We start from the raw sequence: 12,005 nt of genomic DNA on the forward strand, positions 1-12,005 counted from the left end.
ACGTGGCACCAATCTTTTGGGCCCGCTGCCGGGGGGGGGGCCACCCTCTGTTTTTCTCGGTTTCGTTTGTTGTTAAACCCCCCCCCCCCGCCCCCCCCCCGGGGGGGGCCCCCCCGCGGGGGGGGCCCACGGCCGTCGTGCTGCCCGGGCCGGGCCGGGTGTCGGAGCGGCGTAAATAAGTGGCTTTTGACAGGGCATATCTTTGCCCGGTTCGGGGGGTATCGGCACCTGTTCATGGGGGATGCCGGGCGCACAATGGACACCGGGGCGAGTGCCTGAGCTGCGGGGTGATGCGAGATGCAGAGCCGGTTCCGGAACGATCGGCGGCTGACCGTGAGGATGACGGTCACGCTGTTCCTGCTCGGACTGCTGTACGTGGCGTTCGTCGCCGCGCTGATCGTGCTGCTGAAGTCGTGGGTGCTGGTCGTGGTGATCGCGGCGGGGCTGCTGATCGCGCAGTACTGGTTCTCCGACCGGATCGCGCTGTACGCCATGCACGGGCGGATCGTGGAGCGCGAGGAGTATCCGCAGCTGCACGGTGTGGTCGACCGGCTGTGCGCGGTGGCCGACATGCCCAAGCCGCTCGTCGCCGTGTCGGACATCGACATGCCGAACGCGTTCGCCACCGGCCGCAACGCCGACCACGCGGTGCTCTGCGTGACCACGGGTCTGCTGCGGCGGCTGGAGCCCGACGAACTGGAGGGCGTCCTCGCGCACGAGCTGTCGCACGTGGCGCACAAGGACGTCGCCGTGATCACCGTGGCGTCGTTCCTCGGTGTGCTCGCCGGTCTGATCGTGCGGTTCGCGTTCTACTCGCAGCTCTTCGGCGGGCGGGGCCGCAAGGACCAGAACACCGTGGCGATCTTCATGGCGGTGATGGCGGTGTCCGCGGCCGTGTACGCCCTCAGCTTCCTGCTGATCAGGGCGCTCTCCCGGTACCGCGAGCTGGCCGCCGACCGGGCCGCCGCCCTGCTCACCGGACGCCCCTCGGCGCTCGCGTCGGCCCTGACCAAGGTCACCGGGGACATCGGCCGCATCCCTACGAAGGATCTGCGCACCGCCCAGGCCTTCAACGCCTTCTACTTCACCCCGGCGTTCGGCCGGGAGCCCGGCATCGCCAACCTCTTCTCCACCCACCCGAGTCTCGAACAGCGGCTCGAACAACTGGCCCGTATCTCCGTCGAGCTGGGCGAGCCCGCGGCGCCGGACCCGATCGCCCCGACTCCCGGAGAGGCCGTCTGACCGCATGGGGTTCCTGGACATCCTGCTCGGCCGCAGCAAGCCCGTCGCTCCGGACCTCGACCGGCTCTTCGGGCTCCCGTCGGCGGCGGTGACCCTGGAGGCGGCGGCCGGTTTCACGCCGACCGGCACCGGCGCGGTGTGCTTCGCGTCCGTGGAGGGCGCGGCCTTCGCCGAGGCCCACCAGGAGGCGCAGGCCCTGCTCGACGCGGACGCCGAGCGGTCGGGCCCACCGGTGGAGGTCAGCCGGGACGAGTACGGATACTCGTGGCTGGTCTCCCGCCGGACTCCCGACGACCTCCCCGCGCTGGTGAGTGATCTGCACGCGGTCAACAGCGCCCTGGAGGGCACCGGCTTCGGACCCCAGCTGCTCTGCTCCGTGGCGGCGTTCCAGGACGGCCGGCAGCGCCACCTCGGTCTCGTCTATCTCTACAAGCGCGGAACCTTCTACCCCTTCGCGCCGCTCGCCGGAACGGGCGAACGGCGCGACAACGCGCTGGAGCTCCAGATCAAGGCGGTGCTCGCGAACGACCTGCGGGTCGAGGAGGACCTCGGCCGCTGGTTCCCGATCTGGGGTGCGCCGGGGCTGTGACGCCCCGGGACCGCGCGGCCCCGGGGCGGGGGCGGAGCTACTTGCGTTCCTGGCGGCGTGACTCCAGGGGGCGTTCGCGCCGGTAGCGGCGCTCCCACCGGGCCTGACGGTCGCGCCGGTCGCGGTAGGCCCGGTAGCTGGAGTCGGGACGGGCACCGGAGCCGCCGGCGGCGGGACCCGGCTTGGCCGGCGTGCCGGGCGTGCCCGGGGAGGACGCGGCGGACGTGTTTCCCCCGGTCCGGCCGTAGCGGACGTACAGGAAGAGGACGGCCACCGCCGCGAGCCAGAGCGTGTGGTTGGAGAAACCCATGACGACCAGGATCGCGGTCGCGGAAAAGATCAAGGTGCCCATGACGGGACTCCTTGGCTGCGTGGATGAAAGGGCCTTGACGGCTTTCTGGATGGGCCGGCGGGGCGCTGGGGAAGGCAGCCGTCCGTCGGTGCGTAGAGAGTAGCCCCGCGTCCGTGAACTGATGCCCGTGCGGCGGAAAGAGGTGCCGTGTCGTACGTGAACGCACCTTCAGCGTAGGGAGTGTGGATGCCCGGACGCATCTGGATTTCTCCCGACTGCACCTTGTGCGATATCGCTATAAAGTCAAACGAAATCGACATAAGGGGTTCCCCTCATGAGCAATCTGTTCGTCGTCGCCTACGACGACGTGGCGACCGCCGGCCAGGTGCGCGACAAGCTGTTCGAGCTGTCGAAGCAGCATCTCGTCGAGCTGGAGGACGCGGTCGTCGTCGAACGGCACGAGGACGGCCGGATCAAGCTGCATCAGGCGGTCAGCCACACGGCCGTGGGCGCGGCGGGCGGCGCCTTGTGGGGCGGTGTCATCGGGCTGCTGTTCCTGGCACCGCTGCTGGGCGCGGCGGTGGGAGCGGCGGCCGGAGCGGCCGGCGGCGCGATCACGGACACCGGGGTCGACGACCGGTTCATGAAGGACCTGAGCCAGAATCTGCGGCCCGGCGCCGCCGCGCTGTTCGTCCTGGTGAAGCAGGCGGCCGGGGACAAGGTGATCCCTCAGATCGCGGAGTTCGGCGGCCAGTTGGTACAGACCTCGCTGAGCCAGGAGCAGGAGGACGCGCTGCGCGACGCGGTCGCGGCCGCGCGGTCGAAGCTTTCGGGCACCGCCCGGGCGCCGGAGGCGGGCACCACGGCCGCACCCCGAACGGCGACCGGTACGTCCCCGTCCGGCGGTACGGCCGCGCCGTCGAGGACCGGCGCCGTGCGATCGCAGTCCGGCGGCGACGGGACGCCGCCCAAGCCCGCCCCGCCGAAGCCCGGGCCGCCGAAGCCCACTCCGCCCGCCCCGCCCACGCCGGACGTGAGCAGCGCGTCGGTCTCTTCCTGAGGCCCGGCGGGCCCGGCCCGTCCCGCCTTCTCCGCCCGGCCCGCCGTCAGGGGCCGGGCGGAGGCGTGTGCGCCGGCCGGCGTCCGGTACGGCTCATTCGGTTCCCAGGTCCAGTCGTCCGTCGACCACGTCCCGGGCCACCTCCGCCAGTCGCCGTTGCTGCGACCGCGCGTGGGCGCGCAGGACGCCGAACGCCTCGTCGACCGACACCTTGCGGCGGGCCGCGAGCACTCCCTTGGCCTGTTCGATGACGACCCGGCTCTTCAGCGCGTGCCCGAGCTGGTCGGCGAGGGCACGGCTCTGGCGGATCTCGCGGTCGCGCGCCAGGGTGTAGCCGGCCGCGTCGGCGAACGCCCGGGCGAGGGCCAGGACATCGTCGGAGAGGGGGGCGGGCGCGGTGTAGAGCAGGACCAGGGCACCCAGGGTCAGGCCCCGGCCGGGCCCCGCGGAGAGCGGCAGCGCGACGGCTCGACGGCAGCCGAGCTCCACGGCGCGGGGGGCGTAGCGCGGCCAGGCCTGCTGGGCCTGCGGGGCGTCCAGGAGGCTGTCCGGCACCGGGCGGCCGGACCGCCGGGCGTCGTGCCCCGGCCCCTCACCCCACTCCACCGCCTCCCACTCCAGGTCCACCAGGTCGGGGTCCGTCCCGGCGAGCTGGACCGGGAGATGGTCGTCGGGGACGTGCATCACGGTGGCACCGTGGCTGCCGAGGAGCCGCGGTCCGAACGCGGCGAGTGTGGCGAGCAGGCCGGACGGGTCGTCGGGCTCGGTCACCCCGTGCCCGGCCAACTCGACGAAGGCGTGGGCCAGCCGCTGCTGCGGCATGGGCGTGCTCATGGGGTCGTTGCCACCTCTCGGATCTCTGCCACTGGGGTTCTCTCCTGCTTCTGGTGCTTCAGGTCCGCGGAATCGGCTCCGTGTTTGCCGGGAGTGTGCCGGGCGCCGGTCCGAGGTGTCCGCCGTCCGCGCGCCGTGGGCGTCCGTCCGTGTCAGCCGAGGAGCAGCTCTCCCCCGACGATCCGCTCGGCCACGGTGTCAACCGGCAGACCCTCGCTGAAGGCACGGGCCTTGACGAGTTCCAGGGCGTCCGCGACGGCGCAGCCCGCGTGGACCGACACCATGCCCGCGGCCTGGTGCACCACCGCGCGTACATCCGTGCCGCCGTACAGCCCGGGGTCGGCCTGCGGGCCGAGCACCATCGTCCGGGTCAGGGCGTCCGCGACCTCGGTGAGGGAACCCGCCGCACCGGACCGCGGGTCGAAGACGGTGAGGGAGCCGACGCAGTTGTCGTGCTGCCGCAGCGGTACGGCGGCCACCTCGTCGAAGCCCAGTTCGGGCAGTGCCGTCCCGTACACCGGCCAGCGCTCGCGCAGCTCGGGCCCGGCGGCGCGCACCGCGGTGCCCGCCACGCTCGCGTCAGTGGCAGGTCCCTCACCGAGAAGGAACTCCAACTCCTGCGCGGCGCGGGCCGGTTCGTCGGACGCCGCGACCGCGAGCTGGCTCCGGTCGGCGGCGAGGTAGCTGAGGGCGGCGCCACGGGTGCCGCAGACCTCGGCCACGGACGCCATGAAGTCGGGCGCGGTCGCCGGCGGGCCGTCGGCGGCGGAGCCGCTGAGCAGCCGGGCGTAGGCCTCCTGGAGCTCGGCCGCCGTGCGCTGGCAGGAGGCGGAGTCCCGGTGGAGTCGCGCGAGACGGTGGTGCAGGTCCATCCCGGTGCGCTCGGCCAGTCGCACCTGGCGTGCGGCGGCGGCCAGCTCGCGCTCCGCGCGCTCTCGGGCCAGGGTGGCGTGGCGCAGGGCCCGCGCCACCGGGTCGGTCCGACCGCCCAGGGGCTCCATGTCCTTACCCTACGCCTGTCGGGTCCGGGCGGAGGCGTCGCCGGAGCTCTCCTCCATGAGCATGACCACCCCGCCGCCGTCGCCGTCGAAGGGACTGGTCAGCACGGCGCACCGGAGGGACTTCCCCAGTCTGCTGACCGACGCCACATAGCGCGGAGTGCCCCGTTTGCCGGTGTCGAGACACTCGTGGACCACCGTGCGCAGAGAGTCCGTGGGAAGCCCGAAGTCCAGCGAGAAGAACGGCTGCCCGATCGCCTCGTCGCCACGCAGTCCCCACAGGTCGACGGCGCCCGAGTTCCAGCTGGTCACCCTCAGGTCCCGGTCGAGGACGACGACGCCGGCGCCGACACTGGAGAGGATGCCTTCGAGGAAGAGGCGGGCGGCGTCCAGCTCCTCGGTACGCACCCGGAGCTCCTCGTTCATGGTTTCCAGTTCCTCGTTGCCGGACTGGAGTTCCTCGTTGGTGGTCTCCAGCTCCTCGTTCGTGGACTGGAGTTCCTCGTTGGTGGTCTCCAGCTCCTCGATGCTCGACTGGAGTTCCTCGTTGGTGGTCTCCAACTCCTCGTTCGTGGACTGGAGTTCCTCGTAGGCGGTCTCCAGGTCCTCGCGTACGCGCTTGACCTCGGACTTGAGCTGGGTGGCGACGGTGACGTCGGTGAAGGTGATGCTGGTGGCCACGGGCGGGTTGCCCGCCGACATCAGCGGCTGGATGAGGATGTCGTAGTACTGCTGCTCCTCGCCGACCCGGCGCTCGGTGCCGTTGATACGCAGGGAGCGGCGCTCGTTCGTCGCCTGCTCGATCAGTGAGCGCAGTTCCAGGGGACGGTAGGAGATCTCCAGGTCCTGGAAGGGGCGGCCGAGGTCACCGGCCGTGAGTCCGAACTGGGTGCGGGCCTGGCTGTTGACGAGGACGACGATGCCGTCGGCGTCGACGGCGAGCATCGGGATCGGCGCGCCGTCGACGACCAGGTCGCGGACCTGCCGGGTGCGGGCCACCGTCTTCACCTCGGTGGCGGAGCCGGCCCTGATCTTCACGCCGGTCGGCTGGTAGGGCGTGGGCTGGCTCCCGGGGCGGCGGCGGAAGATCCGCTGGCGCATGCTGACCACGTCGAAGCGGTCGGCGTCGTTGAGGAGCAGTTCGGCCTTGCCGAGGAAGAGGAAGCCGCTCTCGCGCAGCGCGAAGTGGAAGCGGTCGACGATCTGGGTCTGCGCCTCCACGTTGAAGTACATCAGCGTGTTGCGGCAGACGAGGAGGTCGAGGCGTGAGATCGGGGCGTCGCGGGTGATGTCGTGTCGGCCGAAGATGACCCGGCGGCGCAGATCACCGCGGAAGCTGAACTGGGCACCGTTCGCGTCGAAGTACTTCTCGCGCAGCTCCGGGGCGAGGGAGTCGAGGGCCTTGGCCGGGTAGAGGCCCGCCCTGGCCTCCCGGAGCGCCTCCTCGTCGACGTCCGTGCCGTAGATCTTCACCCGGTTGAGCGCCTCGTCCAGGCCGAGGGTCTCCGCGAACATGATCGCCAGCGAGTACGCCTCCTCGCCGCTGGAGCAGCCCGCGCTCCACACCCGGATCTCCTCCTCGGGCCCGAGCTGCGCGAGCACCTCGGGCACCACCTCGTTCTGGAGGAAGTTCCAGGCCTCGGGGTCGCGGAAGATCGAGGTGACGTTGATCAGGATGGTGTTGAAGAGGGCGCCGAATTCGTCGGCGCTCGTCTCCAGCCGGTCCCGGTAGTCGGCGTAGGACGTGGACTGGGCGTCGGCCATCCGCTTGCGGATGCGGCGGCCCAGCGTCGACCGCTTGTACCCGGTGAAGTCGAATCCGCGTGCGTCCCGCAGGAAGCCGAGGAGCTCTTCCAGTTCCTCGTCGGTCTCGACGTCCCGCCCGTCAGCCATGACTTCCTCATTCACTTCGTGTCATTCACTTCGTGTCGCTCTGCTGTCGGTCACTGCCTGTCGCTCACTGCTTCTCGCCCGCGACCAGACCCCGCATCAGTTCGGAGATCTCTTCCAATGGCAGGACGAAATCGACCGCGCCCGTGGCCACGGCCGCCTCCGGCATCCCGCGGAACTGCGCGCTCGCCGGATCCTGGGCGATGACCGTGCCGCCGCGCGACTTCACGGCGTCCACCCCCATCGCACCGTCACCACCCGATCCGGTGAGCACGCACACGATCGCCCGGTCCCCGTACGCACCGGCCACCGACTCGAAGAGCAGATCCGCCGAGGGGCGGACGAAATGGACGAGCTCGCTGTTCGACAGGCTCAGGACACCCTCGGGACCGGCCAGCAGATGGCGGTCGGGCGGGGCGATGTAGACGGTGCCGGCCTCGATCCGCTCGTCGGCCTCCGCGAGCTTGACCGCGAGTTCCGTACGCCGGGAGAGCACGTCGGCGATGACCGTCCGGTGCCGGCGGTCGAGGTGCTGGACGACCAGGACCGGCACGGGGAAGTCGGCGCCGAGACCGCCGAGGAGTTCGATGAGCGCGTAGATGCCGCCCGCCGAGGAGGCGACCGCCACGACGGCGTACTGCTCCGGAGTGGACGCTTCAGCCCTCATACACGGAGCGTAGCGCCGTATCGGGGTCACCGACGGCGGTGAACCCCCGCGGACGTCGGATTCTGGGCACGGGAGGGTGCGTGTTCCGGACCGGAAATGGCCGGCGAGCGGGGCGGTGGGCGGGGGCGGTCACACGCCGGGGGCGGCCGGGACGACGCCGGCCGTCACCGCCGCGCCGAATGCCAGGTGGTCCGCGGCGGTGCGGTCCGCGTAGCGCAGCGCGAAGTGGGCGAGGGAGCGGTCGAAGGTGTCGGCGCCGCCGAGGTAGGCGGCGATGGCGATGCGGTCGCCGGAGCGGGCGTGCGCGCGGGCCAGGGCGGTGCCGCACAGTGCGGCGTATCCGCGCAGTTCACCGGGGTCCATGCCCGCGATGTCCGCGGAGCCCTTCATGTCGCGCAGTTGGCGCCAGTAGAACGCGCGTCCCTCGGGTCCTGTCGTCCAGCCGAGGAAGATGTCGCCGGCGGCCTGCATCAGCCGCTGCCCGGCGACGACGCGGCGCCCCGGATGGAGGTAGGGACCGGCCGGCAGGTGCTCTTCGAGTACGGAGCGTCCGGCCTGTTTGATCTGCAGGAACAGCGGGTCGTCGGCGTCCCGGCCGGCGAGCAGCACGATGAAGCAGCGGGTGCCGACGCTGCCCACACCGACCACCTTGCGGGCGGCGTCGACGAAGCGGTAGCGGTCGAGCAGGAGGCGGCGTTCCTCGGTGAGCGTGGAGCGGTAGTCGCTGAAGATCTTGCGGAGCGTTGCCATGTCGAGGGTGCCGGCCGGTTCCAGCAGGGGCGGGTCGTGGACGATGCGGGGACTTCCGTCGACGGTCTCGGTGAGTTTGCCGAGCGCGTGCAGGCTCGTGCGGCGGCGGGCCCGGGTGAGGGTCGCCTCGGCCCGCCGGCGTCTGCGTCCGGAGCGGACCAGCGGCAGCAGCAGGTCGGCGTCGATGTGCTGGTACCAGACGGTCAGCTCGCCCTGCCGGGCCAGCCGGCGCATCGTCTCGCGGTAGTGCCCGGCGGCCGCCCGTGCCGCGGCGAAGACGTGCTCCTCCTTGTGCCCGTTCTCGCGGGCGGCGACGGCGACGCTGGCCGCGAGCCGCTTCACGTCCCACTCGAAGGGGCCGGGGAACGTCTCGTCGAAGTCGTTGAGGTCGAAGAGCAGCGAGCGTTCCGGGGAGGCGTAGAGGCCGAAGTTCAGCAGGTGGGCGTCGCCGCACAGCTGGACGGTGAGCCCGGTGTGCGGCTGGGCCGCCAGGTCGGCGGCCATGACGGCGGCGGCTCCGCGCAGGAACGCGAACGGTGACGCGGCCATCCGCCCGTACCGGATGGGGAGCAGTTCCTGGAGCCGGTCCCGGCCCTGCCGTTGCAGCACGCCGACCGGATCGGGGCGGTCGGCGGCGGGGATCCAGGTGCCGTGCGCGGTGCGGGAGACGCGCTTGCGGGCCGCCCGTCCGCGGGCGGCACGGTCCGCCGAGGTCGCCGTGACACCGTTGCGGAGCACGGCCGTCAGTGCCGCACGGCGCGGGCGACGGTGGTGTCGACGTCGCCGGTGAGGGCGCGGTTGCTGCGGGCCGTCGCGTCCTTGGAGCCGTTGGCCGCGACGTCGTTCACGGTCACGACGGTGGTGTCGAGGAGGTTGCCGCTCTTGTCGCGGAAGTCGACCTGGACGACGTACGACCGTGCCGAGGAGGTCGGGTTCGACACGGTCGCCTTCACGGTGGCGCGGCCGTCGGAGTCGGCGCTCGCGGAGCCGTCGAGCTTGACCTCGTCCTTGGCGTCCGCGCCGCTCTTGAACTCGTCGAACTTCCGGCCGGCCTCGGCGGTCGCCGAGGCGAGGGAGTCACCGGCCCGGGTGGCCGCCGACGCGGCTCTGGAGGCGGCGGAGGCGGCCTTGGAGGCCGCGTCGGAGGGGCTGCTGTCGTCGGAACAGGCGGTCAGCGACGCGGCCAGCGACACCACCGCGGCCACGGCCAGGATCAGCCGGACCGGCCCTCGTGCGCCGTTGCTCTGCATCGCGTCTCCTGTTGTGGTCCTGTCTCGCCTCCGGGCTCCGCTCCTCGCGGTGGCCCCAGTCAAGGCCGCGGACGGGGCCGACGCATGCCCGGGTGGGACGAACGGGTGAGCCGCGCCCCGTACCGGGCGGCCGTCCGGGAGGATGAGCGCCACGAAGGCCAGGGGTCGGGAGGCGAGGCGGCGTGACGGGGAAATCGCGGCACATCGGGGTGGCGGAGCGGCGGGCACGGCTCGGGACGCGGATGCGGCTCGCGCCGTCCGCGCGGGCGGCGCGGCCCGAGGAGGTCGCGGACGCGCTGGTCGCGCTGCACGGGACCGATCCGTCGACGGTGTACCTGGCGGTCGGCGCGCGGCTCGTGGACGCCGGGGTGACCGTCGCCGAGGTCGACCGGGCGCTGTACGAGGACCGGACGCTCGTCCGGATGCACGGCATGCGGCACACGGTGTTCGTGTTCCCCACCGCTCTCGCGGCCGTGGTGCACGCCTCGACCGGGCTGGACATCGCCGTGAAGGCGCGGGCCGGGCTCGTCAAGGACCTGGTCGCCGGCAGTGACGGGCGGCTGACGGAGGAGTGGCTCACCGGGGTCGAGGAGTCGGCGCTCGCCGCGCCGGCCCGCCGCGGCCAGGCGACGGTGAACGAACTCACCCGGGACGAGCCCCGGTTGAAGGAGCGGTTCACCTACGGCGCCGGCAAGAGTTACGAGAGCCCGCAGACCGTGTCGTCCCGGCTGATGCGGGTGCTGGGCGTCGAGGGCCGGGTGGTGCGGGGGCGTCCGGTGGGTTCCTGGACGTCGAGCCAGTTCCGCTGGGCGGTGGCGCCGCCGCATCCCGAACTGCCGCCCGCCGAGGCCGGATCCGAGCTGTTGGGCCGTTGGCTCACCGCGTGCGGGCCCGCCACGGAGGCCGACCTGAAGTGGTGGACGGGCTGGAAGGTCACCGATGTGCGGCGGGCGCTGGCCGCGATCGGCGCGGTGGCCGTCTCGCTCGACGACGGGATCACCGCCTACGTGGCGGCCGGCGACGAGGAGCCGGTCACCGGACCCGCGGAACCCTGGGCCGCGCTGCTGCCCGGCCTCGACCCGGCGCCGATGAGCCGCCAGGAGCGCGACTGGTATCTCGACCCGTCCCTGCGGGGCGCCCTCTTCGACCGCAGCGGCAACGTCGGGCCGACGGTGTGGTGGGACGGCCGGGTGGTCGGCGGCTGGGCGCAGCGGCCCGACGGCGAGATCGCCTGGCGGCTGCTGGACGCGGAGGGCGTGGGCCGTGACGCCCGGGCCGCGATCACGGCGGAGGCCGGACGCCTTCAGCAATGGGTGGGGGCGACCCGCTTCACCCCGCGCTTCCGGACGCCCCTGGAAAGGGAGTTGGCGGCCGGCTGAGGGTACGCCGGCCCGCGCGGGGCGCAACGCCCTGCACCGATGCCGGAACAGCCGATGCCGGGCGCCCCGTCGCACGACGAGGGCGCCCGGCACTTTCGGATCGGCGTACCCGACCCCTCAGCGGGCGGGACGCCTCAGCGCGCGTACCTCATCAGCGCGCGCACCATGTGGCACGTGGTGTCCGACGGCGGGTGGACGCCGATGAGCTGGGCGGCGCTGTGGATCGTCTCGTTGCGCGCCTGGTTCGGCACGTACACACCGGAGTCGAGCAGGGCGATGGCCAGACGCATCGCCTTGAGCCGGCGGTTGTGCGTGACGTACCAGTCGCGGGGACGGCCCGGCGGGAGCGGGCGCTTCTCCACCGGCTCGTACGGCAGGTCCAGTTGGACCGGCCTCCTCGCGGTGGACTGGGTGGGCAGCGGCTTCAGTGCGGCAGCGGGCACGAGCATCCTCCTGTCGCGTCAGGACCCCTCCGGACCGCCCGGCGGGATCCTCGAACACTGCTATCAGTCTACTGCGCGGCACTGACATTCAGGGAGCCCAGACGGACGCTAAAGCACCAGGTGAGAAAGGGAATTGACGCTGTTCCACCCCCGGTCCGAGAGTGACGCATGAGATGGCAGAAAATCGAACAGGAGGTAGCGTGTACGGCATGGAGATCTGGATCAACCCGACCTGTTCGAAGTGCCGCGGCGCGGTCGGCCTGCTCGACGAGGAAGGCGCCGACTACACCGTCCGCCGCTACCTGGAGGACGTGCCGGGCGAGGACGAGATCCGCGACGTGCTCGACCGTCTCGGACTCGAACCGTGGGACATCACGCGGACCCAGGAGGCCGTGGCCAAGGAGCTGGGGCTCACGCGGTGGGCGCGGGACGCCGGTTCGCGGGACCGGTGGATCACCGCGCTCAGTGAGCATCCGAAACTGATCCAGCGGCCCATCATCACCGCGGACGACGGGACGGCGGTCGTGGCCCGCACGGACGAGGCGGTACGGGACGCGCTGTCCCGGAGGTAGGCGCGAGCGGCCGGTGGCGAACGCCGAACGGAACGGACC

Annotated in this window: 13 protein-coding genes; 5 read left to right on the plus strand and 8 right to left on the minus strand. The window is 72.1% G+C overall.

Features of this window, described 5'->3' with window-relative positions; genetic code table 11:
* Nucleotides 1–297 precede the first annotated feature (297 nt).
* On the plus strand, nucleotides 298–1,242 hold the full coding sequence (gene htpX, locus ACIRQH_RS23345) for a zinc metalloprotease HtpX (protein ID WP_358815214.1): 945 nt from the start codon (nucleotides 298–300) through the stop codon (nucleotides 1,240–1,242).
* Nucleotides 1,243–1,246: 4 nt separating this feature from the next.
* A complete protein-coding gene (locus tag ACIRQH_RS23350) occupies nucleotides 1,247–1,831 on the plus strand; it encodes a hypothetical protein (RefSeq protein WP_388929837.1) in 585 nt (194 codons plus the stop codon).
* Between the two features lie 37 nt (nucleotides 1,832–1,868).
* Here the strand turns inward: ACIRQH_RS23350 and ACIRQH_RS23355 are convergent, their stop codons facing one another.
* The gene (locus ACIRQH_RS23355) at nucleotides 1,869–2,183 is read right to left on the minus strand and encodes a hypothetical protein (RefSeq protein WP_358815216.1); all 315 of its coding nucleotides are present in this window, start codon (nucleotides 2,181–2,183) and stop codon (nucleotides 1,869–1,871) included.
* Nucleotides 2,184–2,457: 274 nt separating this feature from the next.
* Here ACIRQH_RS23355 and ACIRQH_RS23360 point away from each other — a divergent pair, with 274 nt between their 5' ends.
* Nucleotides 2,458–3,183, plus strand: a complete 726-nt coding sequence (locus ACIRQH_RS23360) for a DUF1269 domain-containing protein (protein ID WP_404226930.1) — start codon at nucleotides 2,458–2,460, stop codon at nucleotides 3,181–3,183.
* Between the two features lie 93 nt (nucleotides 3,184–3,276).
* On the opposite strand, the gene ACIRQH_RS23365 is transcribed toward ACIRQH_RS23360, so the two are convergent.
* The 6 genes from ACIRQH_RS23365 to ACIRQH_RS23390 form a co-directional block, all read right to left on the minus strand.
* Nucleotides 3,277–4,017, minus strand: coding sequence for an ANTAR domain-containing protein (locus ACIRQH_RS23365; protein ID WP_358815218.1), 741 nt, complete (start codon nucleotides 4,015–4,017; stop codon nucleotides 3,277–3,279).
* Nucleotides 4,018–4,169: 152 nt separating this feature from the next.
* Complete coding sequence (locus tag ACIRQH_RS23370; protein WP_404226931.1) at nucleotides 4,170–5,018, minus strand: ANTAR domain-containing protein; 849 nt, start codon at nucleotides 5,016–5,018, stop codon at nucleotides 4,170–4,172.
* A gap of 9 nt (nucleotides 5,019–5,027) precedes the next feature.
* Nucleotides 5,028–6,908 (minus strand): CheR family methyltransferase, encoded by a 1,881-nt coding sequence (locus tag ACIRQH_RS23375; protein WP_388865002.1) that lies wholly within the window; start codon nucleotides 6,906–6,908, stop codon nucleotides 5,028–5,030.
* Between the two features lie 64 nt (nucleotides 6,909–6,972).
* A complete protein-coding gene (locus ACIRQH_RS23380) occupies nucleotides 6,973–7,572 on the minus strand; it encodes a chemotaxis protein CheB (protein ID WP_358815221.1) in 600 nt (199 codons plus the stop codon).
* A 129-nt stretch (nucleotides 7,573–7,701) separates the two neighbouring features.
* Nucleotides 7,702–9,060 carry a DUF2252 domain-containing protein gene (locus tag ACIRQH_RS23385; RefSeq protein WP_358815222.1) on the minus strand — a complete coding sequence of 453 codons (1,359 nt, stop codon included), beginning with the start codon at nucleotides 9,058–9,060 and terminating at the stop codon, nucleotides 7,702–7,704.
* A 5-nt stretch (nucleotides 9,061–9,065) separates the two neighbouring features.
* On the minus strand, nucleotides 9,066–9,572 hold the full coding sequence (locus ACIRQH_RS23390; RefSeq protein ID WP_358815223.1) for an FxLYD domain-containing protein: 507 nt from the start codon (nucleotides 9,570–9,572) through the stop codon (nucleotides 9,066–9,068).
* 242 nt (nucleotides 9,573–9,814) lie between these two features.
* Here ACIRQH_RS23390 and ACIRQH_RS23395 point away from each other — a divergent pair, with 242 nt between their 5' ends.
* Nucleotides 9,815–10,951 (plus strand): winged helix DNA-binding domain-containing protein, encoded by a 1,137-nt coding sequence (locus tag ACIRQH_RS23395; protein WP_404227035.1) that lies wholly within the window; start codon nucleotides 9,815–9,817, stop codon nucleotides 10,949–10,951.
* Nucleotides 10,952–11,085: 134 nt separating this feature from the next.
* Here ACIRQH_RS23395 and ACIRQH_RS23400 read toward each other — a convergent pair whose 3' ends face one another.
* Nucleotides 11,086–11,394: a hypothetical protein gene (locus tag ACIRQH_RS23400; RefSeq protein WP_388864996.1), complete on the minus strand. Its 309-nt coding sequence runs from the start codon at nucleotides 11,392–11,394 to the stop codon at nucleotides 11,086–11,088.
* Nucleotides 11,395–11,603: 209 nt separating this feature from the next.
* Here ACIRQH_RS23400 and ACIRQH_RS23405 point away from each other — a divergent pair, with 209 nt between their 5' ends.
* Nucleotides 11,604–11,966 carry an arsenate reductase family protein gene (locus ACIRQH_RS23405; RefSeq protein WP_404226932.1) on the plus strand — a complete coding sequence of 121 codons (363 nt, stop codon included), beginning with the start codon at nucleotides 11,604–11,606 and terminating at the stop codon, nucleotides 11,964–11,966.
* The last annotated feature ends 39 nt before the right edge of the window (nucleotides 11,967–12,005 follow it).

This window comes from Streptomyces sp. NPDC102279 (genome assembly GCF_044766365.1).
Taxonomy (GTDB): Bacteria; Actinomycetota; Actinomycetes; order Streptomycetales; family Streptomycetaceae; genus Streptomyces.

Excerpts from the sequence above, each read along its gene's own strand:
- ACIRQH_RS23390 (WP_358815223.1), bottom strand. The coding sequence starts at position 9,572 with ATGCAGAGCAACGGCGCACGAGGGCCGGTCCGGCTGATCCTGGCCGTG.
- ACIRQH_RS23380 (WP_358815221.1), bottom strand. The coding sequence starts at position 7,572 with ATGAGGGCTGAAGCGTCCACTCCGGAGCAGTACGCCGTCGTGGCGGTC.
- ACIRQH_RS23405 (WP_404226932.1), top strand. The coding sequence starts at position 11,604 with ATGGAGATCTGGATCAACCCGACCTGTTCGAAGTGCCGCGGCGCGGTC.
- ACIRQH_RS23350 (WP_388929837.1), top strand. The coding sequence starts at position 1,247 with ATGGGGTTCCTGGACATCCTGCTCGGCCGCAGCAAGCCCGTCGCTCCG.
- ACIRQH_RS23375 (WP_388865002.1), bottom strand. The coding sequence starts at position 6,908 with ATGGCTGACGGGCGGGACGTCGAGACCGACGAGGAACTGGAAGAGCTC.
- ACIRQH_RS23370 (WP_404226931.1), bottom strand. The coding sequence starts at position 5,018 with ATGGAGCCCCTGGGCGGTCGGACCGACCCGGTGGCGCGGGCCCTGCGC.
- htpX (WP_358815214.1), top strand. The coding sequence starts at position 298 with ATGCAGAGCCGGTTCCGGAACGATCGGCGGCTGACCGTGAGGATGACG.
- ACIRQH_RS23395 (WP_404227035.1), top strand. The coding sequence starts at position 9,815 with ATGCGGCTCGCGCCGTCCGCGCGGGCGGCGCGGCCCGAGGAGGTCGCG.
- ACIRQH_RS23365 (WP_358815218.1), bottom strand. The coding sequence starts at position 4,017 with ATGAGCACGCCCATGCCGCAGCAGCGGCTGGCCCACGCCTTCGTCGAG.
- ACIRQH_RS23360 (WP_404226930.1), top strand. The coding sequence starts at position 2,458 with ATGAGCAATCTGTTCGTCGTCGCCTACGACGACGTGGCGACCGCCGGC.
- ACIRQH_RS23355 (WP_358815216.1), bottom strand. The coding sequence starts at position 2,183 with ATGGGCACCTTGATCTTTTCCGCGACCGCGATCCTGGTCGTCATGGGT.